21 protein-coding genes are annotated in these 20,939 nt (G+C 65.0%); 5 read left to right on the forward strand and 16 right to left on the reverse strand.

Annotated elements, in window-relative coordinates:
• Positions 1–93 precede the first annotated feature (93 nt).
• The 3 genes from BGI27_RS05510 to BGI27_RS17935 all read left to right on the forward strand — a co-directional run bounded on the left by BGI27_RS05510 (position 94) and on the right by BGI27_RS17935 (position 3,328).
• Positions 94–2,193, forward strand: coding sequence for a methyl-accepting chemotaxis protein (locus BGI27_RS05510; RefSeq protein ID WP_095523895.1), 2,100 nt, complete (start codon positions 94–96; stop codon positions 2,191–2,193).
• A 287-nt stretch (positions 2,194–2,480) separates the two neighbouring features.
• Complete coding sequence (locus tag BGI27_RS05515) at positions 2,481–2,810, forward strand: DUF134 domain-containing protein (protein ID WP_095523896.1); 330 nt, start codon at positions 2,481–2,483, stop codon at positions 2,808–2,810.
• Positions 2,807–3,328, forward strand: a complete 522-nt coding sequence (locus BGI27_RS17935; RefSeq protein WP_223871625.1) for a NifB/NifX family molybdenum-iron cluster-binding protein — start codon at positions 2,807–2,809, stop codon at positions 3,326–3,328. Before BGI27_RS05515 ends, BGI27_RS17935 begins: the two co-directional genes overlap by 4 nt.
• Here the strand turns inward: BGI27_RS17935 and BGI27_RS05525 are convergent.
• From BGI27_RS05525 to BGI27_RS05545, 5 genes are all read right to left on the reverse strand, one after another.
• A complete protein-coding gene (locus BGI27_RS05525) occupies positions 3,325–3,852 on the reverse strand; it encodes a flavin reductase family protein (protein WP_223871619.1) in 528 nt (175 codons plus the stop codon). The two genes, BGI27_RS17935 and BGI27_RS05525, sit on opposite strands and share 4 nt — an antisense overlap.
• A gap of 94 nt (positions 3,853–3,946) precedes the next feature.
• Positions 3,947–4,774, reverse strand: a complete 828-nt coding sequence (locus BGI27_RS05530) for a methylated-DNA--[protein]-cysteine S-methyltransferase (RefSeq protein WP_095523898.1) — start codon at positions 4,772–4,774, stop codon at positions 3,947–3,949.
• Positions 4,771–5,643 (reverse strand): DMT family transporter, encoded by an 873-nt coding sequence (locus BGI27_RS05535; RefSeq protein ID WP_095523925.1) that lies wholly within the window; start codon positions 5,641–5,643, stop codon positions 4,771–4,773. The genes BGI27_RS05530 and BGI27_RS05535 overlap by 4 nt, the downstream gene beginning before the upstream one ends.
• Positions 5,644–5,770: 127 nt before the next feature.
• Positions 5,771–6,076 carry a N(2)-fixation sustaining protein CowN gene (cowN, locus tag BGI27_RS05540; RefSeq protein WP_095523899.1) on the reverse strand — a complete coding sequence of 102 codons (306 nt, stop codon included), beginning with the start codon at positions 6,074–6,076 and terminating at the stop codon, positions 5,771–5,773.
• 59 nt (positions 6,077–6,135) lie between these two features.
• Positions 6,136–6,810: a Crp/Fnr family transcriptional regulator gene (locus BGI27_RS05545; RefSeq protein ID WP_170942944.1), complete on the reverse strand. Its 675-nt coding sequence runs from the start codon at positions 6,808–6,810 to the stop codon at positions 6,136–6,138.
• 427 nt (positions 6,811–7,237) lie between these two features.
• Here BGI27_RS05545 and BGI27_RS05550 point away from each other — a divergent pair, with 427 nt between their 5' ends.
• Entirely contained in the window at positions 7,238–8,134 is an 897-nt protein-coding gene (locus BGI27_RS05550) for an EAL domain-containing protein (protein ID WP_095523901.1), read from the forward strand.
• A gap of 29 nt (positions 8,135–8,163) precedes the next feature.
• On the opposite strand, the gene BGI27_RS05555 is transcribed toward BGI27_RS05550, so the two are convergent.
• From BGI27_RS05555 to BGI27_RS05570, 4 genes are all read right to left on the reverse strand, one after another.
• Positions 8,164–8,844 (reverse strand): amino acid ABC transporter permease, encoded by a 681-nt coding sequence (locus tag BGI27_RS05555; protein ID WP_095523902.1) that lies wholly within the window; start codon positions 8,842–8,844, stop codon positions 8,164–8,166.
• Between the two features lie 6 nt (positions 8,845–8,850).
• The gene (locus BGI27_RS05560; RefSeq protein WP_170942943.1) at positions 8,851–9,603 is read right to left on the reverse strand and encodes an amino acid ABC transporter permease; all 753 of its coding nucleotides are present in this window, start codon (positions 9,601–9,603) and stop codon (positions 8,851–8,853) included.
• Between the two features lie 264 nt (positions 9,604–9,867).
• The gene (locus BGI27_RS05565) at positions 9,868–10,677 is read right to left on the reverse strand and encodes an ABC transporter substrate-binding protein (RefSeq protein WP_095523927.1); all 810 of its coding nucleotides are present in this window, start codon (positions 10,675–10,677) and stop codon (positions 9,868–9,870) included.
• A 191-nt stretch (positions 10,678–10,868) separates the two neighbouring features.
• A complete protein-coding gene (locus BGI27_RS05570; RefSeq protein ID WP_095523903.1) occupies positions 10,869–11,483 on the reverse strand; it encodes a LysE family translocator in 615 nt (204 codons plus the stop codon).
• A gap of 230 nt (positions 11,484–11,713) precedes the next feature.
• Here BGI27_RS05570 and BGI27_RS05575 point away from each other — a divergent pair, with 230 nt between their 5' ends.
• A complete protein-coding gene (locus BGI27_RS05575; RefSeq protein WP_141239712.1) occupies positions 11,714–14,101 on the forward strand; it encodes a hypothetical protein in 2,388 nt (795 codons plus the stop codon).
• A 63-nt stretch (positions 14,102–14,164) separates the two neighbouring features.
• Here BGI27_RS05575 and BGI27_RS05580 read toward each other — a convergent pair whose 3' ends face one another.
• The 7 genes from BGI27_RS05580 to BGI27_RS05610 form a co-directional block, all read right to left on the reverse strand.
• The gene (locus BGI27_RS05580; protein ID WP_095523905.1) at positions 14,165–15,451 is read right to left on the reverse strand and encodes a hypothetical protein; all 1,287 of its coding nucleotides are present in this window, start codon (positions 15,449–15,451) and stop codon (positions 14,165–14,167) included.
• Positions 15,452–15,453: 2 nt separating this feature from the next.
• On the reverse strand, positions 15,454–15,684 hold the full coding sequence (locus BGI27_RS05585) for a DUF2249 domain-containing protein (protein WP_095523906.1): 231 nt from the start codon (positions 15,682–15,684) through the stop codon (positions 15,454–15,456).
• The gene (locus BGI27_RS05590) at positions 15,684–16,133 is read right to left on the reverse strand and encodes a hemerythrin domain-containing protein (RefSeq protein WP_095523907.1); all 450 of its coding nucleotides are present in this window, start codon (positions 16,131–16,133) and stop codon (positions 15,684–15,686) included. Before BGI27_RS05590 ends, BGI27_RS05585 begins: the two co-directional genes overlap by 1 nt.
• A 111-nt stretch (positions 16,134–16,244) precedes the next feature.
• Positions 16,245–16,646 (reverse strand): NUDIX hydrolase, encoded by a 402-nt coding sequence (locus BGI27_RS05595; protein ID WP_095523908.1) that lies wholly within the window; start codon positions 16,644–16,646, stop codon positions 16,245–16,247.
• On the reverse strand, positions 16,643–18,817 hold the full coding sequence (locus BGI27_RS05600) for a primosomal protein N' (protein ID WP_095523909.1): 2,175 nt from the start codon (positions 18,815–18,817) through the stop codon (positions 16,643–16,645). The genes BGI27_RS05595 and BGI27_RS05600 overlap by 4 nt, the downstream gene beginning before the upstream one ends.
• 379 nt (positions 18,818–19,196) lie before the next feature.
• Entirely contained in the window at positions 19,197–20,270 is a 1,074-nt protein-coding gene (hemE, locus tag BGI27_RS05605; RefSeq protein ID WP_095523910.1) for a uroporphyrinogen decarboxylase, read from the reverse strand.
• A 130-nt stretch (positions 20,271–20,400) separates the two neighbouring features.
• Entirely contained in the window at positions 20,401–20,811 is a 411-nt protein-coding gene (locus BGI27_RS05610) for a hemerythrin domain-containing protein (RefSeq protein WP_170942942.1), read from the reverse strand.
• Between the last annotated feature and the right edge of the window lie 128 nt (positions 20,812–20,939).

The following is a 20,939-nucleotide window of genomic DNA, read 5'->3' on the forward strand; positions in this document are numbered from 1 at the left end:
AAACAAGGCGTTCGGGCGCCTCTCCGGCTTCAGATCCAGGGGCTGGAGGCCGTAGGCAGCACACCACCCCCAAACAGATCGCAAGGTACCGCCATGAAGTCCCTGCGCAAACTTTTCCTCGCCCAACAGTTCGTTGGCGCGTCGGTCGCGCTCGCGTCATTGATCATTCTGCTGCTGGCAGGCTTCGTCGCCACCCGCAGCAGCGACATCCTGCTGCAACGCATGCAGCAGAACCTGCAATCCCAGCTCGGAGGCGCCACGGCGCTGGTCGAATCGGCCTACGAGCTGAGCCGCACCCAGACCGAACAGGTCTCCGAGCGCCTGCTGGCAAACTTTCCCCAGCCCCTGAGCCTGTCCACCAGCGAGCGCATGACCGTCGGCACCGGCGAGGCGCCGGTATTGCGCCACGGCGACACGGTGCTGAACCTCAGCTTCGGCACCATCGAGCCCTTCGGCCAGGCCACCGGCAGCGTGGTGACGCTTTTCGCGCGCGACGGCGAGGATTTCGTGCGCATCGCCACCACGCTGCTGGACCAGAACGGGCAGCGGGCCGTCGGCACCAAGCTGGCGCGTGAGCATCCCGCCTGGCAGGCCATATCCAAGGGGGAATCCTATCTGGGCGCGGCCACCCTGTTCGGCCGCCAGTACATGACCCGCTACATTCCCGCCCGCGATGCCAGCGGGCAAGTCGTCGGCCTGTTCTTCGTCGGTTACGACCTCGCCGCAGTGATCGCCAACCTCGACGCCTCGCTGGCCGGGCTTTCCTTCGGTGACGCCGGCTTCGCCTTCGTGATGCATGCCGATCCGAAACAGACCGGGCAGGCCATGTTCCACCCGCTGCACCGTGGGCAAGATCTCGCCGCCATCAAGGCCGCCGACGGCAGCGCACCCTACGCCGACGCCCTGAAGGCCGATCACGGCATCATCCGCTTCGAACGCAGCCAGGCCGAGCAGGACGCCCATGCCGGGTTTGGCAGCACTTACGGCGGCCGCACGCTGCAGGCCGGCTCGCCCGAACGCATGTTCGCCTTCCAGCGCAGCTCCGTGTGGGACGGCGTGGTGGTGCTTGGCGAAGCCGATGTAGAAGCCTTCACGCAGGCTGCCACCGAGTTGCGCACGCAGATCCTGCTCGCCTGTGCGCTGGCCGCCCTGCTGATGGGCAGTGCGCTGTGGTGGCTGTTCAGCGCGCGCCTGCGACCGGTGGCCGACGTGGTGCGCAGCCTGGAGCGCATCGGCGCGGGCGACCTGCGCGTCGGCACGGACCGGACCGACCCGGACAGCCGCAACGAACTGGATCTCATCAACCGCAGCGTGGCCCACACCGCGCACGGTGTCGGCCAGCTCATCGCCAGCCTGCGTGCCAATGCCACGGAGCTGCAGCACAGCGCCCACGGCCTGTCGGCCACCGCGTCGGCCATGGCCAGCTCCGCCAACACCCAGCATGCTGCCTCCAGCGCCATGGCCGCTGGCGTCGAGGAAATGGCGGTGAGCGTCAATCACGTCAGCGACAACGCCCGTCACACCAACGAAATCACCAGCCACAACCGGGAACTCTCGCGCCAGGGACGTGCCGCCACCGACGAAGCGCTCGCCCAGATGACCCGCATCGAGCAGAGCGTGCATGGCGCCAGCAATCATCTCGAAACCCTGGATAACCAGACACAGCAGATCGGTGCCGTGGTCGCACTGATCCGCGAGGTCTCCGAGCAGACCAACCTGCTCGCGCTCAACGCCGCCATCGAAGCCGCGCGTGCCGGTGAAGCCGGGCGCGGTTTCGCCGTGGTGGCCGACGAAGTGCGCAAACTTGCGGAGCGCACCAGCACCGCCACCGGCCAGATCGGCGACATGATCGGCCAGGTGCAGCACGGCGCGCAGGATGCCGTGCAGGGTATGCGCGAAGCTGTGGCACGCGTGCGCGACGGCGTCGAGGCCGTACACAGCGCAGCCAGCCTCATCAACCAGATCGAGACTGGCTCGGGCCAGATCACCGAAGCCGCCGGTGAGATCGCCAACGCCCTGGCCGAGCAGGCGCAGGCCGCCAACAGCCTGGGGCAGGACGTGGAACGCATCAGCCTGCTCGTCGACGAGAGCACGCGCGCTGCCAGCGAATCCGAAACCATGGTGCGGCGCCTGGAAGACATGGCCGAACGCATGAGCGCAGAGATCGCGCGCTTCCGCACCGACGAGGGCTGAAACAGCGCCACATTCAGACCCATGGTGCGCATGGCGCACCACGCGCGGTATGGATATTGATCCGGCCAAGGTGCGCGTAGGGTGCGCCACGCGCACCGATTACGCGCGACGGGAAACGGCGTGCGCGGGGGCTACAGCACACCGCCCCCTGCCCCATCCCCTCGTTCCCAGTCAGCCCCTCGCTTGAGAATTCTCAAACAGAGGGGAAATAGCCAGCCGAACCAGGGCTTCGGGGGTATGCCTGCGACGAGCGAATATTTAGCATTCGCCAATAACAGGAGAACCCCATGGCTCGCCCCCCGAAGCAACGCTGCGTCCATTGCCTGCCTGCCGCCAGCTATTTCAAGCCACGCGGCATCCCCATGACGGCGCTGGCCGAGATCGAACTCGGCCTCGACGAACTCGAAGCCCTCCGCCTGGCCGACCTCGAAGGTCTCTACCAGGCCGATGTGGCCGTGCAGATGGGGGTTTCACGGCAGACCGTGGGCAACATCCTGGCGCGCGCGCATCGCAAGATCGCCGACGCACTGCTCAACGGCAAGGCCTTGCGCATCGCCACCCCGGTGGCTGCCCGGCCGCCTGCAACCGCATCCGCTCAAGAGGAAAGCATCGCATGAAACTCTGTATCCCCATCGCCTCGCCGGACGGCCTGGAAGCCAGCCTGCACGCCGATTTCGGTGCCGCCCAGTACCTGCTGGTGATCGACAGCGACACCCGTGAATTTACGGCCATCGACCGCGCCCGGCCCGAAACCATCGCCGAGGAAACCGTCAGCGGCATCCAGGGCATCCTGTGCAGCGAGATCCATCCCCGCCTGCTGTTCGAGCTCCAGCACAACGGCATCCAGGTCTTCGGCTGCGAGGCGGACACCGCCGGTGCCGCGCTGGCACTGTTCTGCGCCGGGGAACTCGAAGCCGCGCCGCCTTTCGATCCGCATACCCTGCAGGGCGGTGAAGGCCACGCCTGTGGCGACCATGGCGACGACCATGAATGCTGCGGTGGCGCAGGCCACGCCGATCCCGATCACGAATGCTGTGGCGGCAAGGGCCATGGAGAAGGACGCGGCGGCGGCGGCTGTGGCGGCGGCGGGCACGGTCATGGCCGCCAGGGCGGGGGTTGCGGCTGCGGCGGCTAGACGCCTTCCGGCAGCTTGGTCGCCATCGGCACCCGCCGGTCCAGATGGCGACCATCCACGATGAAGGAGCCATCGCCCACCGCATGCAGCATGCGCCGCTCCCGCCGGGCCGGGTTTCCATGCGCGGCCACGGCCTCCAGCACCACGATGCCATGTTGGGTGACGAAATCGATCACCCGGCACTCGATGCTGGCCAGGCATTCCCGGATCAGGGGCGGTGCCACTTGCGTGGCCGGCAAGGGGGTGAGCCTGAAGCGCCGGAACTTGTCGGTATCCACCCCCGAGCAAGTCCCGATGCCCACTACCTTGTCCAGCAGATCCGCTCCCGGAATGGCGATCACGCACTCCCGTGTGTGCTGCAAGGCCAGGAAGGAGTGATTCCATGCCCCGGTCGTGATGGCGAAGCGCGGGCTGAAGTCCAGCACCATCGTCCACGAAATAGTCATGATGTTGCTGCGATCGCCCTCCCGCGTCACCACCAGCACCACGGGCCCCGGTTCGATCAGCGTGAACGCCCTGTTCAAAGGCAAAGCCTGCATCGCGGACCTCCCTGTCGTACGCGCTGCATTCAAGCGTAGAACACCCGGGCCATTCCCACGCAGGGCACGGCCCTGCCGCTCACGCGCCCGCCTGCTCCCGCGCGATCAGCGCCAGCTTGCGCTCGGACTGCCAGCGGTATTCGCCGATCTCGCCACTTTCGCGGATCACGCGATGGCAGGGGATCAGCAAGGCGATGCGGTTGGCGGCCACGGCCGAACCGACGGCGCGCGCGGCCCTGGGCTGGCCGATGCCGCGCGCCAGCTCGGCATAGCTCACCACGCTGCCGGCAGGAATGCGCAGCAGCGCCTCCCAGACCTTGAGCTGGAAATTGGTGCCGCGCAGCAGCAGGCGCAGTGGCACCTTGCCGACGGCCAGCAGCTGCAGCTGCGGCGCGATCTCCGCCGCGACGCGCCCGTCCGGCAGCAGTACCGCCGCTGGCCATTCGGCACGCAGTGCGGCCACGGCCATGGCATCGCTCATGTCGTCGACATGGAAAGCCAGGTGGCAGATGCCGCGATCCGTGCTGCCGACCAGAAAGCGGCCGAAGACCGAATCGGCGCAAGCGTGGCGGATCGTCACGCCACCGCCCTGGGCGCGCACCTCGCCCGGCGACAGCGCCTCGCAGCTCACCATCAGATCGTGCAGCCGGCCGGCGCCGGACAGCCCGCTCTCCAGCGCCGTGGCGAACACATCAGCATTGGCGCGCAGCAGTTCGCGCGCATGCTGTTTGGTGAGGTATTGCAGGAAACGTTTGGGCGACACGCCGGCCCAGTCGGCAAACACGCGCTGCAGATGCGCACCGCTCAGGCCCAGCTGGGTGGCCAGCTCCTCCAGCCCCGGCTGGCGCAGGCGATGCGCCTGCAGATAGCGGATGGCCGCCGCGATGGTGGCGTATTGCGCATTCATCTGCCGCGCGGCCCGATCAGGCCGTTGGCCAGCGCCGTGCCGAGCAGCACGATGGCGCCGCCGGCAAGCATGCTCAGGGTGACGGGCTCCGCGAGGAACAGATGCCCCCACAGCACGCCGAACACCGGAATCAGGAAAGTCACCGTGAGTGTGCGCGCAGGCCCGATCTCGGTGATCAGGCGGAAGTAGATCAGGTAGGCCCAGCCAGTGCAGACCACCGCCAGCGCGAGGATCGCCAGCCAGTCGCCCACCTGCGGCGCGGCGCCTGCAGGTGCCGCCAGGGCCAGCGGCAGAGCGACCAGTGCCGCCATCCACATGCTGCCATGCGCCTGCGCGAACGCCGGGATGTGGCTGGCGTGCTTGCGGGTGTAGCTGGTCGCCAGCGCGTAACACAGCGGCGCGCAGAGCGCGGCCAGCGTGGCGATCCAGCCCTGATTGCCATGCACACCGGCATTGCCGCCGACGATCAGCAGCACACCGGCGAAGCCGAGCCCCAACCCCAGCATGGCCGCCGACCGGAGCGGCACGCGCAGCCAGATCGCCACCACCAGTGCCCCGAAAATCGGCGTGGCGGCGTTGATGATGGAAAGCAGTGAGGCGTTCAGTGTCTGTGCCGCGAAGGCATAGAGCAGAAAAGGGATGCCCGAGTTGAACGCACCGATGAACAGCAGGTGGCGCAGGTTGCCTCGCCAGGCGAGATCGCGCTTGAGCCACAGCGCCACACCGAGCAGGAACAGTGCCGCCAGCCCGACGCGCAGCACGATCAGCTTGCCTGGCCCGAAGACCGGCACACCGATGCGGATGAAGAGGAAGGAAGCGCCCCAGATGGCGGCGAGCAGGATCAGCTGGAACAGGTTGCTGCGGGACATGGCGGGACAGTGGCTGACGGGGGGTGCATTGTGGCGCCGGCGCCCGCCGGCCGCCACCCGATTCTTGCGATCCGCAGCGCCGCTGCCCGCAAGCCACACCCGCCGATGTCCGCCTGCGGACGCCGGCTCAGCAGCACTCTTCCTCGATCTTTTCCAGCAAGGCCTGCGCTTCGCGATCCTCGTGGGTCTCGAAGAATTCGCGCAGCTGGTTGAGATGGCAATGGACCATGAACAGATCGTCCGGCTGCGGCCCGGTTTCGCCGGCAGCCTTCTTCTTGAAATATTCCCAGAAGGCATTGGTCTTGGCCGGATCTTCCAGATGGCGATACAGCATCTCCATCAGGAGACGGGCGTTGCCGTCGCAATCGATGTCGGAAAAGCTCACATAGCGGTCTGGCGCGCCGCCGCCGGGTTTCTGGCAGGAACAGGACATGGCATGGGATCCTCGGATTGGATGGGCTCCATGCTATGCAAGCCCTCGCGCCCGCGCTGTCAGCCAGCCGACACTTTGTGCATATTGCCGACGGGGCGCCCGCGCGCCAGCCAATCCTGCAGCAGCCCGGGACGCAACAGCAGCAGCCGGCCACGCGCCGGACGGGCGATCACCGCCTCGCGCTCCAGCTGGTTGAGCAGGCTGGATACCGTCTGCCGTGAAGTGCCCAGCATCAGTGCCATTTCCTGCGTGGAGAGCGCCAGCGTCACCTGCGCGCCCGGCGCCACCGCACTGCCCTGCTGACGCGCGGCGAGCAACAGGAAACGCGCCAGTCGGCCAGCGACGTCACGGAAGGCCAGGTCCTCGATGATGGCGATGCTGTTGTCGAGGATGCGCCCCAGCACCGGCATCACCATCGCCAGCATGCCCGGCTCGTTGGCCATGGTGCGCACGAACTCGCGCGTGGGCAGCGCCAGCAGCTCGCAGGCGCTCTCGGCACGCAGGAATGCGCGGGTGTGGGTGCTGAAGAGTTCTCCCGGCGAGAGATACGCCAGTGTCAGCTCGCGTTCCTCGGAAGCCACGAAGACGCGGATCCGCCCCTGGCGCAGCAGCAGGATGCGATCGTTGGGATCATGCGGTGTGCTCACCAGGCTGCCACGCGCCAGCCGCCGGCTCACGAAATTCGTCAGCAGGGTTTCGGGCAGCGGCGCGGCGGAATGCTGGGGAGGATTCATGGCATGCGATGCGCGGACGGATGACCGATGACAGCGCAAGTTGCATGCCGGAAGGCGAAAGCCGCGGGCGGCTGGCCAGACGCGATCACGCGGGCCGCCTTTTCGTGCGGGAAACGGACGATCTTGCGGCATACACGACAAAGAAGCCCCCCACGCTCTACCGCTTCGCGGAGTCGCTGCCCCCCAAGGGGGCTTTTTGCCTTGGGGCGGCCCGGCGGGGAGAAAAGCCCCCACGCTCTCCCGCTCCGCGGGTCGCTGCCCCCCAAGGGGGCTTTTTTGCCTTGGGGCGGCCCGGCGGCAAAATAACAGCGCCGCACGCTGCGTTTCGGGCATAAACAAAGAGGAATTGCGTTGTTCGGCGGGCCGCCGGGCCGCTGTTAAGCTGGCCCTTTATTGACTGCGCCCCGCCGCCGGGCCCGGCGACGCGATGAGGATCGACTCCATTCTTGCTTTCTTCGAGCACTGGGCCGGACGCCATTGCCTGAGCCAGCACAGCCTGCGCTTCGACGACCGCGGCGCAGTGGGCTGCTTCGGCGAGTACGAACTGCACAGCGTCTTCCAGCCCCTGTTCGGCGCCCAGGATCCGGCGCGTGCATTGGCCTTCGAAGCACTCGCCCGCGTGCGCAACCAGACGGGGCTCCAGATCCCGCCTCAGATCGCGTTCGATCTGCCGCAGAATCCCGCCGAGATCATCTTCTTCGACCGCCTGTGCCGCATGGTGCATGTGGTGAACTTCGTCACCCAGCCGGCGCACGAGCACTGCCGCCTGTTCCTCAACGTGAATGGGCGCCATCTTTCCAGCATCCGCAGCGGCACGCACGGCGAAGCCTTCGAGGGGCTGCTGCGTCAGGCAGGCCTGATGCCGCAGCGCGTGGTGCTGGAGATCCTGGAATCCAGCGTGGATGACCTGGACCTGCTGATCGCGGCCGTCAATGCCTATCAGCAACGCGGCTTCCAGGTCGCCATCGATGACTTCGGCGCACGCCACTCGAATTTCGACCGGCTCTGGCAGCTCTCGCCAGACATCGTCAAGCTGGATCGCCAGCTGATCCGGCAGGCCCAGCACGACTCACGCGCCGCGCGCATCCTGCCAAAACTGGTGGAAATCATCCACGATCTGGAAGCGCAGGTTGTCTGCGAAGGCATCGAAACCCATACGCAATGGCAGATTGCGCGGGATGCCGGCGTCGATCTGGTGCAGGGTTTCCTGTTCGCCCGACCGCAGGCAGACCTGCAGTTTGCCGGGCGGCCAGTGCCCACGGCGCAACCCGGGCGTGCCCGGACAACGGCGGGCTCACCGCTGGGAGCCCTGGGCGCGGCCTGAATGCCTTCGGTGCGAAACGGGCACGAGGCTCAGGCGCGTCGGGGACGGCGGTTCAGCAGATACACCAGCAGGTCCAACCCGCCGCAGAACACGAAGTAGATCGCGCCGATGAACAGGAATATCTCGGCCGGATGCACCATCACCCGGGCATTGACCTGGGTGGCGAGGAAGGACAGCTCCGGCACGCCCACGATGTAGGCCAGCGAGCTGTCCTTGATCAGTGTCACCCACTGGTTGATGAAGGAGGGCAGCATCATCCGCAACGCCTGCGGCAGCACCAGATGGCGCAACGCCCCCCAGCGTGTGAAGCCCAGCGCCAGCCCCGCCTGCCACTGCCCTGCCCCCACGCCACGGATGCCGGCGGCCACGCCGTGGCCGAGGTAGGCGCCCCCCACCAGCGCCAGCGCGGCCATCACCGAGAGCACGCCCGGCACGTCCACGCCGAACAGGATGGGCAACAGGAAATAGGTCCAGAAGATCAGCATCAGCACCGGAATGGCGCGCAGGAAGCCGAGCGCCGTGGTCAGCGCGGCCAGGGCCGGGCCGCGCAGCATCACCAGCAGCACGCCGAACGCCAGCCCGAGCAGCGCCGAGGCCAGCCCGGAACCGGCAGAAAGCAGCAGCGTGAGCAGCGCGCCGCCGGGTGGGCCCTCTGGGAAGGTGCCCCAGAGCAGGTAGGTCAGGTCGTCCTGAAGAAAGGAGAAATCCATGGTGCGTCAGCGGGAGCGGCGGGCATTGCGGCGCTGCAGGCCATGGGCCAGCACCTCCAGCGCGGCGATCGCCACGATGTAGAGCAGCGTGGCCACGCCGTAGACCTGGAAAGTCTTCCAGGTTTCGGCCTCGGCCTGCCGCGCGCGGTAGGAAAGCTCCATCAGCCCGATGGCCATGCCCAGCGAGGTGTTCTTGAGGATATTCATGTACTGCCCGAGCAGCGGCGGCATGGCGATGCGCAGCGCCTGCGGTAACACCACGTACCGCAGCGCCTGCAGCGGCGTGAAGCCCAGCGCCGTGGCGGCGATACGCTGGCTGGCTGGCACGCCGCGCAGGCCCGAGCGGATGTCCTCGCCCACGTAGGCCGTCGAATAGGCCACCAGGCCGACGATGGCGGAAAGGAATTCGAAGGAAGGCCAGCGCAGCAGCTCCGTGCTGCCCACAGCCAGGGCATGCGTGCCGTTGAGCCAGGCGAGCACGCCCTCCGGCAGCAGCGCAGGCACGCCGAAGTACCAGAAGAAAAGCTGCACCAGCAGCGGCGTGTTGCGAAACAGCGCGACATAGACACCGGCGGCATGCGCCAGCGGCGCGCGGCCACTCTCGCGTGCAGCGGCGAACGCCATGCCCAGCAAGGTCGAGGCGAGCACCACGAGCAGCGAGGCCCACAGCGTCATGAGCCAGCCGTCGAGCAGCCAGCCCAGATACTTGGGGGCGAGGAAGCCGTCCGCGAGAAAAGTGGATATCAAGGAAGAGTCCATCGGAACATCGGGGGCGGGAGCTTACCTGCGGCATCCAGTGTCGTGGGGGGCTGGCAGGCATTTCGGTGCATGCCGGAATACGCGCCAGGCCAGGCGGATGACAAAGGTCAGCAGCGAAATCCGCCCGCACTTCGATACCTCAGTGCGAACGGATTCCGGAACGGCTACGCCCATTGCCCGCACTCCCCATCCCTTCAACACAAAGGCCTCCGCATGAACGGAGGCCGAGGGGGCATGCCCCTGCTCAAGCAAAGGCGCGGCGGCTCAGGTCTTGTCGCCGATCTTGAAGATGCGCTTGAGCGGCGTCTTCGTCGTCGGGCCGAACCAGGCGTCGTAGATCTTCTGCGCACGGCCGTCGGCTTCCAGCTCGCGCAACGTGGTGTTGACCAACTCGGTCAGCGCCGTCTCGCCCTTGGGGGCGCCCACGCCGATGTAGTCCTGCGAGATCGCGAACGGCGGAATCTCGTACTTGTCGCGGTCGGGCACGTTGGCCAGCAGGCCGATGAGCTTGGGGCCGTCCTGCGAGATAGCCTGCACGTTGCCGTTGCGCAGCGCGGTGAAGGCGAAGGGAGTGTCGTCATAGGCCACCAGTGTGGCTTTGGGGAACTGCTCGCGTAGCTGGATCTCGTTGGTCGTGCCCTTGTCCACGCCGATGCGTAGCCCGCTGAGCTGCTCGGGCGAGGTGAGCGTGCCCTTCTTGGCGATGAACTGCGTGCCCGAAGCGAAATAGGGGATGCTGAAATTCACCACCTTGGCGCGCTCTTCGGTGATGGTGAAGTTGGCGAATACCAGGTCCACTTTGCCCGCGCTCAGCAGCGGAATGCGGTTGGCCGGATTGGTCGGCACGATTTCGAGCTTGACGCCGAGCTTCTTCGCCAGCGCATCCGCGTAGTCCACATCCAGACCGACGATCTTTTTCGACTTTGCGTCGACGAAACCGAACGGCGGGTTGGCGTCAAAAGCCGCAACGCGCAGCACGCCAGCCTTCTTGATATCGGCCAGCCGGTCGGCATGGGCCAGCGGAACCAGGCCGACGAGCCCGAAAACGAGGGTGAGCAAAGTCAGTTTCTTCATCGTCTTTTCCTTGGAATCACGGGGCCGCATAGCGGCCGGGGAACGAAGCCTACGCCCCGGTTTCCAGGCATCCAACGATGTTATTCACATACCTATATTCGATTTTGCACTAAAGCGGTGCATTCGCAAAACAGGCGACGCGCACCATTGTGGATTCCAGATGCTGCGCCAGAACACGAGGCGGAAGTGTCTCACCGCTCGCTCATCGCCAGGCGCGCGCCAAGCGCCGCGAACGCCGCCGCGAAACCATAGCGGAGCGCCCGCTGAACGCCGGCGGACTCAATGACGAGGCGGCGGAAAGCGTGCGCCAGCAGCCCATAGCCCAGAAAAACCACGAAGGTCATGACCATGAACACCGCACTGAGCAGCAACAGGCCGGGCAAGGGCCGCGCGGCAGCCGGATCCACGAACTGCGGCAGGAAGGCTAGGAAGAAGATCGTCAGCTTCGGGTTGAGCAGATTGAGCAGGATCGCCTTCACCACCAGCCCGAGCGGCGAAACCGGCGCCTGCCCGCCTTCCAGCGCGAATGCCGCGCGATCGCGCCAGGTCATGAAGGCCAGATAGAAGAGATAAGCCACGCCCGCGTACTTGAGGAGCTGGAAGGCCAGCGCACTGGTGTGCATGACAGCTGCCAGCCCCAGCACCGTGGCCAGCAGATGCGGAATGATCCCAGCGGTGCAACCCAGCGCGGCATACGCACAAGCACGGCGCCCCTGCCCCAGGCCGGTGGAAATGGTGAACAAGGCGCCCGTGCCCGGCATCAGCACGACGACAAAGGAAGTGACGAGGAATTCGAGCGTGATCATGAGCCAAGACCCTGAAAGAGACGGAAGATGTTGAGCCTGGGTAGGCTAGGCCTGTTACCGCCAACAGCAATACTTATTACAAGGAAATCGAGTTTCTGATCGCACTCAAACGACATTTAACAAAATTAACACCTTTGAAAATTCCTCTCTAGAATCCGCCCGCGCTGAAAGTGCGTAAAGGGAACGCCTGCAGCGGCAAGCCCGATAAACGATCCCGGGGGAAAAACAGAGTGAACTTAGGAAAACTACTGGTCGCCGTGTCATGCCTGATCCTTACCATCGCGCTTGGCGCATGCGGAGGTGGTGGTGGTGGTGGAGGTGGTGGCGACGACTCTGGTATGCGGATATCAACCGACAAGGACAACATCTCCCTTCAGTTCCGACAGGGATCGGCAGGCGGTGTAAGCAGCTCAGTCACCGCCACGATTCACGGCAGCCTACCCAAATCACTCACCCAGCTCTATATCAAGATCTTCGTCGAGGGAGAGGCAATCCTCCCGAATATCACGACAACGATACTGTCCAACACGCAGGCCCGTTTCGACGTTTTCCCACGTTCGACGCTGGCTGCTGGCACCTATACAGGCAAGATCACGTTCTATGCTTGTTCGGACGCGGCCTGTACTGCCCCTCTTGGCGGAACCCCCATCACACTCCCGTATTCAGTCAACGTCATTGGCACGATGCAGGTGCAGCCAGGCAGCTTGGATTTCGATACAACAGAAGGAAGTAGCGCCGCGGCCCAAGTCCTGAACGTCATTTTCCCGGACCCGAACGCCAAGCGCGATATCCGCATCACAACGCAGTACGCACAAGGACAAGGCTGGCTCAGCGTTAACCAGACCGTGGATAGTGTCAGCGTGGTGGCTTCCGCAGCCGCCCTCGCTCAAGGCGACTACAGCGCCAACCTCACCGTCACACCACTGGCCGACACCAGCCCAGCCGTTACAATTCCAGTCCGATTTCATGTGGCTGGCAGCCTTGCCGAACTGGATGACATCAATCTCGTAGTCAACGCGCAGACCACTGATGCCGAGCTCTCCGCTCATACCCCGGTTCGCAGCAATATTGACGGCGTTACTTGGACGGCCAGCAGCGATGCGAACTGGCTGGTGGTGACGCGTGCAGCGGGCAATACCGATGATGCCGTCGAGTATTCCATATCCAAAACAGCCCTAAACAGTTGGGAGAATTTCAGTACCCACACGGCGACCATCACCATCACACCGAGCCAGAGTGCACAAAGCCCGCAGTCGTTTACCGTGTCGGTCCGCAAAGAATTGCCAGAGATTGATGTCCTCGGTCCTCACGCGCTGATGAAAGACCGGGAAGCAATGCTCTATATACGCGGGCGCGGCTTCGCAAAAGTAAGCGGGTTGGTTTCGCGCCTGTCGCTGGGCAATCTGACGCCGATCAGCATCACTCCCACGGGAGACACACAGATAACCGTACGTCTCAGGGCCGATGTTGCGGGACAACATGTCGTCGGAATCAGCAACGCCTTAAATTTCACGCCGCCGTCAAAAGTCCTGCACGTCATCGACACGGAAAACTACACGACAGCCGTCGTTCCCGTACCTGGTAAAAAAAGATCTGTCGTATTTGATCCCGTCCGCAAGGCGTTATACGCAGCCAACACCGAAATGGGGACGCTCACCCGCGCTCGCTTCACAGGCTCGGGCTGGGCCACAGATGCGGTCTCCATTCCCGCCATACTGGACGTGGGTCTAGGGCCGAACGGCTCAGAAATCATCGTAACTACCTCCAGTGGCACCCTTAGCCTTCTGGACCCTGAGACGCTAGGAACAATCTTCTCTCTGTCCCACCCTTCCGGATTTGCCTCCGTTCCAGAAACGGGGCTCGGCATTTCCACGACCAACGATGGGCGGTCCTGGCTTACAACAGATAAAAGCAGCTCATGGAATACGCTGTCCTATTTCGACTATCGGACACGCACGATCCAACTGCTCTCAATACAGCCCGAGCTACGGACCATGTTCTATAACGGGCCATGGACCGCTATGTCGCGCAATGGAGAACGACTATTGGTCTTTCAATCATCAAGCATCTCTCCAAGGCCCCCCATGCTTTATATGGACGCCAGCACTTCCGTCCTGAAAGAAAATTCATCGAACATCGAGTTCGTATATTCAATGTCCCTTTCGGATGACGGCAATCGGGCCCTGTTGGAGCAAAAAGTCTACGATGCAGATTTCAAATTGATCGGTGAGGCCGTCATCCCTGACGCGGACTATTCCGCAGTGACGGGAGTCTTATCGCCGGACGGTTCGCACGTCTATCTACTTGCATCGCCTGTGTCGGCAAGCAGTACGGAGAAAAAACTCCGTCTCTATGTTTTTGATGCCGGTATCGCAGCAGGGACACAAGCAACACTTCCACTCAGCGACAGCGAAATCTTGCCCAGCGTGGTGGATTGCCCGATGAGTTATGGCGCTCGTAACTGCTCGTCACTGAAAGCCACGATCAGTCTGGATGGTAAAACCCTGTTCTTTACCGACAGCGCCAACCTCACCGTCGTACCAATCCCAGCCTTTTCAAACCTAAACATTCAGGCCAATAAGGCATCACCTCCCCAAGTCTGGCCTCAGCGACATTAAGACGATCGGGCCCAAGATTTGCCGCAGGAGCGCCATCGCCCTGCGGCAAATCTTTCTTGTCTCCTAAGGCGCAGCCCGTACCTTCGGCGGCAGGCGGCGCAGCAACGCGAGGCGCTGGCGGAAATCGCGCATCGCCTGTGCCAGCAGCACGATCTGCAGGAATTTGGCGGCGGCATACAGCAGCGCGGCCGGCTGGGTGAGGCCGGGTTGGAAGATCGCGCCGAGCAACAGCAGCACGGCCGCGAGCTCCAGCATCAGTTGCACGCGCTGATCGCGCTCGGGCACGATCTGGTGCAGCAGCGGCAGACGCACGCGGGCCTTGTTGGCGCGCTGCCAGTGCAGCCAGATGAGAAAGGGCACGATGCGGTAGAGCATCACGCTGACCGTGCCGCCCCCCAGCCCGGCGAGCGCCAGCAGGCCGAAGACCATGCCCCAGTGCGCATCGTCGAGCAGCGTTGCGAGGCCACCCGCCACAGCCAGCGCCAGGCACAGCACGCCGACGCCGCACCAGCCCCAATGGAAGGCATCACGCTCGCCACGCCGTGCGGCCAGCACGCGGCGCAAGGTGAGCCCGCCGAAGACCGCACCTGCCAGCGCCAGCAGCAGCCAGGCAATCCGGGCGACAACCGGCCAGCCGCCCCAAAGCGCCAGGCTGCCCACCAGCAACGGCAGGGGCAGCAGACGCGCCACGCGCGCCCAGCGTGCTGGATAGGCATCCGTGACGTGGAACATCGGCACCACCACGGTGGCGACACTGACGATCAGCCCGCCCACCCAGCCGGCCAATGCCCACAGCGCATGGGCATCGACGAGCGGCACCAGCGGCAAGGGCCAGCCGAACGCCAGCACGCCCACCAGCAGCAGCCCCAGGATCAGCGTGACCACCAGCGCCAGACCATTGGCGCGCAGCAGGCCGACCAGCACGCCGCTGGCCGCCGGCGTCCACAACGCACGCAGCAGGCGCGCCGCCGCCGTGGCGAGGCTGACCGCCAGCAGGCTGCCGGCCCACAGGAAGCCGTCGGCATACAGGCCGAGGAACGCCATCGCCAGCAAGGCCGCACCGGCCATCAGCCCGGCCAGGATCAAGTAATCGAAACCACCCCGGCGCGGCAGCGACAAGCCGCTCGCTACCGGCACGAACTGGTAGAGCGCGCCCAACATCACCGGCATCAGGCCGCCGAGGGCAAACAGATGCACCGCCGCCAGCGTGGCCGGATGCCAGCGCGTGAGCAGCGCCATCGGCTCGTGCAGCAGCAGGAGCGCTGCGGCAAGCATGCCGGCCAGCCCGCAGAGCATGTGGATAAAGCTGATGCCGGGCGCCGGCGAGGCATCCGTGGAGGCGATGACCATGCTCAGCCTTCCTGCACCGGCGCCTGGATCTGCAAGGTGAAATGCGTCTGCCCGGTTTCTGGCGGCAGCGTCGTCCAGCGAAAGCCGTGTTCGCGCAGCCAGTCGTAGAGCGGAAACGGCTCACGGCTTATGAGCAGCGTCAGGCGCTCGCCCGACGCCAGCGCATCGAGCGCCTCCAGCGCACGTTCGAAAGGCTCGCAGGGCACCAGCCCACGCACATCCAGCGTGCGCATCAGTGCTGGCGCCGTCCGGCGATGCGTGCCCCCAGCTCGCCCGCATTCGCGCCGGCCACGTTGTACGCCATCGGATAGAGGATGTTCTCCTCCTTCATGTTGTGTTGCTGCAGCAGGATCAGCAGCGCTTCGCCATGGCCGCGCACGCCATCGACATCCTGGCCGGACACTGCCTCGGCCAGATCGGCGAGCAGCTCGCGCGCCTCGGCATGCTCCATGCGCATGACCTGGGTGGGCCCGCAGCTCATGCCGGTAGCGCTTTCGAAGGCAGGAAACAGCACCTCTTCCTCGGCGGCGAAGTGCGCCAGCACATCATGGTTCAGAGCCTCGAAGGTCTGGGCCGCAGTGGCCGAGTCGGCCGCCAGAGCGAGCTTGCGCAAGGCGCCGAGCTGTTCGTCGCAGTGGCGATGGTCGGCGGTGAGGTAGGCAGGGAAATCAGCGTATGACATGGGGGGCTTTCCTGTTGTGCAAAGGGATGGCCCAGTCTAGGAAGCCCTCTTCTGCCCCGCCCTTGATTCGCCTCAAGTTTCGCCAACCGCGCGGCAGCGGCCTGATGCAGCTCAAGCCGCCAGCAGGTGCTCACGGCACAGCTGCTGCACAGCGGGTGCGAATTGCGCCAGCGCGGTGACGGGCAGCCAGTCGACCGCGCTGATTTCCTGCTGCGCGCGGATACCGCCCTGCCAACGCGCCGAGAAGCAGACCAGCTCGACCTCGCCCGGCTGGCCGTAGGCCGGCCCGGTCACCGTATATAGCGGACGGATGCTCTCAGGCAGCAAGGCAATACCCAGTTCCTCGGCCAGCTCGCGCTGCAAGGCCTGCACCGGCGACTCCCCGGCTTCGATCTTGCCGCCCGGCAGACACCAGTGCGCGTTCTGGCGTACGCGCACCAACAGCAGCCGGCCACCCTCCACGGCGACCAGGCAGGCGCAGCGCAACGCCGGCGCGTTTCCTGTCGTGTTCATAGTTCTCCAGGGTCCACATCCACATGCCAGCGCAATTCGCGCGGCGTCTTCAGTGCATAGAGCAGCGGCATCAGCGCCACCAGCAGCGCCTGCAGGGCCGGGCGCGAATCGGATTCGAGCACCAGCTGCGCGCGCTCCAGCCGTGCACGCCGCACCAGACGCATCGGCACCACATCGTAGAGGCGCACCGGGCTCTGCTGCGCCTCGGCAAGTTCGCGCGCCCTTGCCAGAAAGGCCACCGCCTCGTCCAGCACCAGCGCCTCGGCGCGCAGCACCGCATGATGTCCCCAGGGCGGAAAGCCGGCCAGGCGGCGGTCGCCCAGCTCGCGCCTGGCAAAGCCGGGATAGTCGCGGCGCGCCAGATGCTCGTAGAGCGGATGCTCGGGGAATTCGGTCTGCACCAGCACCTCGCCGGGCAGCTCACCGCGCCCGCTGCGCCCCGCCACCTGCATCAACTGCTGGAACAGGCGCTCGGGCGCGCGGTAATCGGCCGCGTACAGACCAGCATCCGCACCGACGATGCCGACCAATGTCAGCATCGGGAAGTCGTGCCCCTTGGCAAGCATCTGCGTGCCGACCAGTACGTCGATCTCGCAGGCTTCGATGCGGGATCGCACTTCTTCCCACTGCGTCGGCGTGCGCACCGCGTCGCGATCCACGCGTTCGATGCGCGCGTCGGGGAAATATTCGCGCAGACGCTCTTCCAGCCGCTGGGTGCCGCGGCCGAAGGCGTGCAGATCCTGGTTGCCGCAATCGGGGCAGGCGCGTGGCGCCTTCGTCTCGTGGCCGCAATGATGGCAACGCAGCAGACCATCGGCGGCGTGGAAAACCAGGTTCGCCGAGCAGTGCGGACAGGCGCTGACCCAGTTGCACTGCGCGCAGGCCACCACCGGCGCGTAACCGCGCCGGTTGAGAAAGACCAGGCTTTGCTCGCCACGCGTCAGGCGTTCGCCGATGGCCTTCACCAGTGCCGGCGACAGGCCGTTGTCCAGCTTCACGCGGCGGGTGTCGATGCGCTTGAGCGCCGGCGGGCGCTCGGCCACGGCCGGCACGGGCAGATCCAGCCGCGTGTAGCGCCCGGCCTCGGCCTGCTGCCAGGTTTCCAGAGAGGGCGTGGCCGAGCCCAGCACCACCGGCAGGCTTTCGTGATGGGCGCGCCATACGGCCAGATCGCGCGCCGAGTAGCGCAGGCCATCCTGCTGCTTGAAAGAGGCATCGTGTTCCTCGTCGACCACGATCAGCCCCAGACGCGGCAATGGCACGAAAACGGAAAGCCGGGTGCCGAGCACGATGTCCGCCTCACCCTTGAGCGCCTGCACGAAACCCAGCGAGCGGGCGCCATCGGCCATGCCGCTATGCAGCGAGACCAGATTCGCACCGGGAAAGCGGCTGGCGACTCGCTCCATCAATTGCGGCGTCAGCCCGATCTCGGGCACCAGCATCAGCGCTTGCTTGCCGGCAGCCAGCGTATGGGCGATCTGGTGCAGGTAGACCTCGGTCTTGCCCGAACCGGTGACACCGAACAGCAGGAAGGGTTTGAAGCTGCCAGTGGCTGCATTCACTGCAGCCACAGCCGCCGCCTGGGCCTCGTTCAGCGCCAACGCGCCGATGGGATCACGCTCGCCTGCGCGGGCGACGACCTCCAGCCAGCCACGCTTGCGCGCTTCACGGATGGCGGCCGAAGCATCGCCTTCCAGATCGCCCAGCAACTGGCTGCGGCGCCGCGCGCCGGCCGACTGCACCGCCAGCACGGCAGCCAGCGCGCGCGTGAGTTTCACCGCCTGCCCCAGCGTCGCACGCCCCTCCGGCGTGGTCGCCAGCCAGGGGTCGTCATCGCGCGGCAGGCTCACTGCACGGCGGATGCCTGGCGGCAGCGCGGCCGAGACTACCTCGCCCAGCGGATGCTGGTAGTAACGCGCGGCAAAGGCGGTCAGCGCCAGCCATTGCGCCGGCAGTGGCGGCAACTCGCGCAGGACTTCCAGCACGGGTTTGAGTTTTTCCGGCGGAGGGGAGTCGGACGGGTCCAGCGCGACGATGACGCCGGTCTTCTCCCCGGCCCTGAAGGGCAGACGCACGCACTGACCGATCTGCGGACATATTTCGCCCGTAACGCTGTAATCGAACAGGCGTGGCAAGGGAAGCGGCAGGGCGACTCGGACGATGCGCTGCAAAGATTTTCCTTATACGTCCATCAATGTCATTTCGCGTCAATTACTTGTCGCATTCTTGTAAAGTGCTTTGTGCGTTTAGCGACGCAAGATATTGCGGAGATATTACGTTTCTGGTTTCCCCACAAGCCCTGTGGATAAAAATGTGGGAATCGGCTGTGGATGACATTACGGACCAAGGCTTGCGGAGCGCTTCGATTTCATGCTATGGCGCCGATAGCAACATCAATTCATAAGTAAATCAGCAACTTGCTACACAAACCCTGGAGATTTCACGGTTTGCAGGGCGCGTGGGGAAATCCGTGGAAAACAGGCGCCGAAACTGTGCATAAGTCAGCACCTGGTTGGTTCCTAAAGCCCTGAAACCACGCCTTGGGCAGGCTCAGGCAGGCGCGTTGGCGTGCAGCACGTGGCTGTAGTGATGTACGGTTTCCACCAACACTCGCACGTTATCGTGCGGCGTGTACTGCGAGATGCCGTGACCGAGGTTGAAGACGTGACCCGGCGCGGGGCCAAAGGCATCGAGCACCCGACGCGCTTCACGGGCGACCTCGGCCGGCGTACCCATCAACACGCCAGGGTCCAGATTGCCCTGCAGGGCCACACGGTGGCCGACACGCGCACGAGCGGCGGCGGGATCGACGGTCCAGTCCAGCCCCAGCGCATCGCAACCGGTATCAGCCATGCCTTCCAGCCACTGCCCGCCGCCCTTGGTGAACAGCACCACGGGAATGCGCTGGCCGTCCTGCTCACGCTTCAGGCCCGCAACGATGCGCCGCATGTATTCCAGCGAGAAAGCCTCATAGGCAGCACTGGTGAGGATGCCGCCCCAGGTATCGAACACCATCACGGCCTGCGCGCCGTGCGCGATCTGCTGGTTGAGGTATTCGGTGACGGTGCGGGCATTGACGTCCAGGATGTGGTGCAGCAGCTCGGGGCGGCTGTACATCAACGCCTTCACGCGACGAAAATCGTCGGAACCACCGCCTTCGATCATGTAACAAGCCAGCGTAAACGGGCTGCCGGAGAAACCGATCAGGGGCACACGGTTGTCCAGCGCGCGGGAAATGGAGGTCACGGCCTCGAAGACGTAGGCGAGCTTCTCCATTGGTGGCGGCGTCAGCGCGAGGATCTCCGCCTCTTCGCGCAAGGGTTTGGCGAAGCGCGGCCCCTCGCCCTCGGCGAAGGAAAGCTCCAGCCCCATGGCGTCCGGCACCGTGAGGATGTCGGAGAACAGGATGGCGGCGTCCAGCGGGAAGCGGGACAGGGGCTGCAGCGTGACCTCGGTGGCGAAGTTCGCATTGCGGCACAGATCCATGAAACTGCCCGCATGTGCCCGCGTGGCGCGGTATTCGGGTAGATAACGGCCTGCCTGACGCATCAGCCAGACCGGCGTGGTATCAACAGGCTGGCGCAACAAGGCGCGCAACAGAAGATCGTTGTCGGGACGGGTCATGTTGCAGTGCCGCAAGACAGAAAACGGACGGCGATTGTAGCTGCTTACCGACGAATGGTGGCAGCTTTGCCGCACACGCAAACGACAAGGCCGCCCACAGGCGGCCCTGAAGACCGGCACCTCGGCAGGCTCAATGCTGCGCGCGTGCTTCCTCGGGTTCGAGCAAGGTTTCCAGCACTTCCCACACCTCGCCTTCCTCGAACTCTACGTGCTGCTCCAGCAGATGCACGAACTCCACGACCAGCGCAGCACTCGGCGCCGACTCGAGCGTGCGGTTGATCGCACGCATGCGGTCGTGCTGGGTCTGCACTTCATCCGCCAACGCGGTGTGGCCATGCTGGCGCAGCAGGGGCAGCACGTGCGCTTCCTCTTCCTGGAAATGCGGCTCCAGATCGCTGGAAAACACCTGCAACATGCGCCGGACAACTTCGGGCAGGTCTTCATCGTTCTCCGGGCGGACGGCGCGCATCACCGACGTGAAATGCATCACTGCCTGGTGCTCCTGCGCCAGGTGCTTGAGTCGAAGATTGGGCTTTCTCATGTGGGTCTCGCAAAATGTTGGTGTGATGAGAGCGGGCCTGAGGGCTTCTTGTGGCGCACAGAGGAACACACTCATCCGGCGTGCCGCTTGATGGGTGTCAAGGCGTCTGCGCCTGCGGGCCTCGGGTA

This window comes from Candidatus Dactylopiibacterium carminicum, from assembly GCF_014736495.1.
Lineage (GTDB): Bacteria > Pseudomonadota > Gammaproteobacteria > Burkholderiales > Rhodocyclaceae > Uliginosibacterium > Uliginosibacterium carminicum.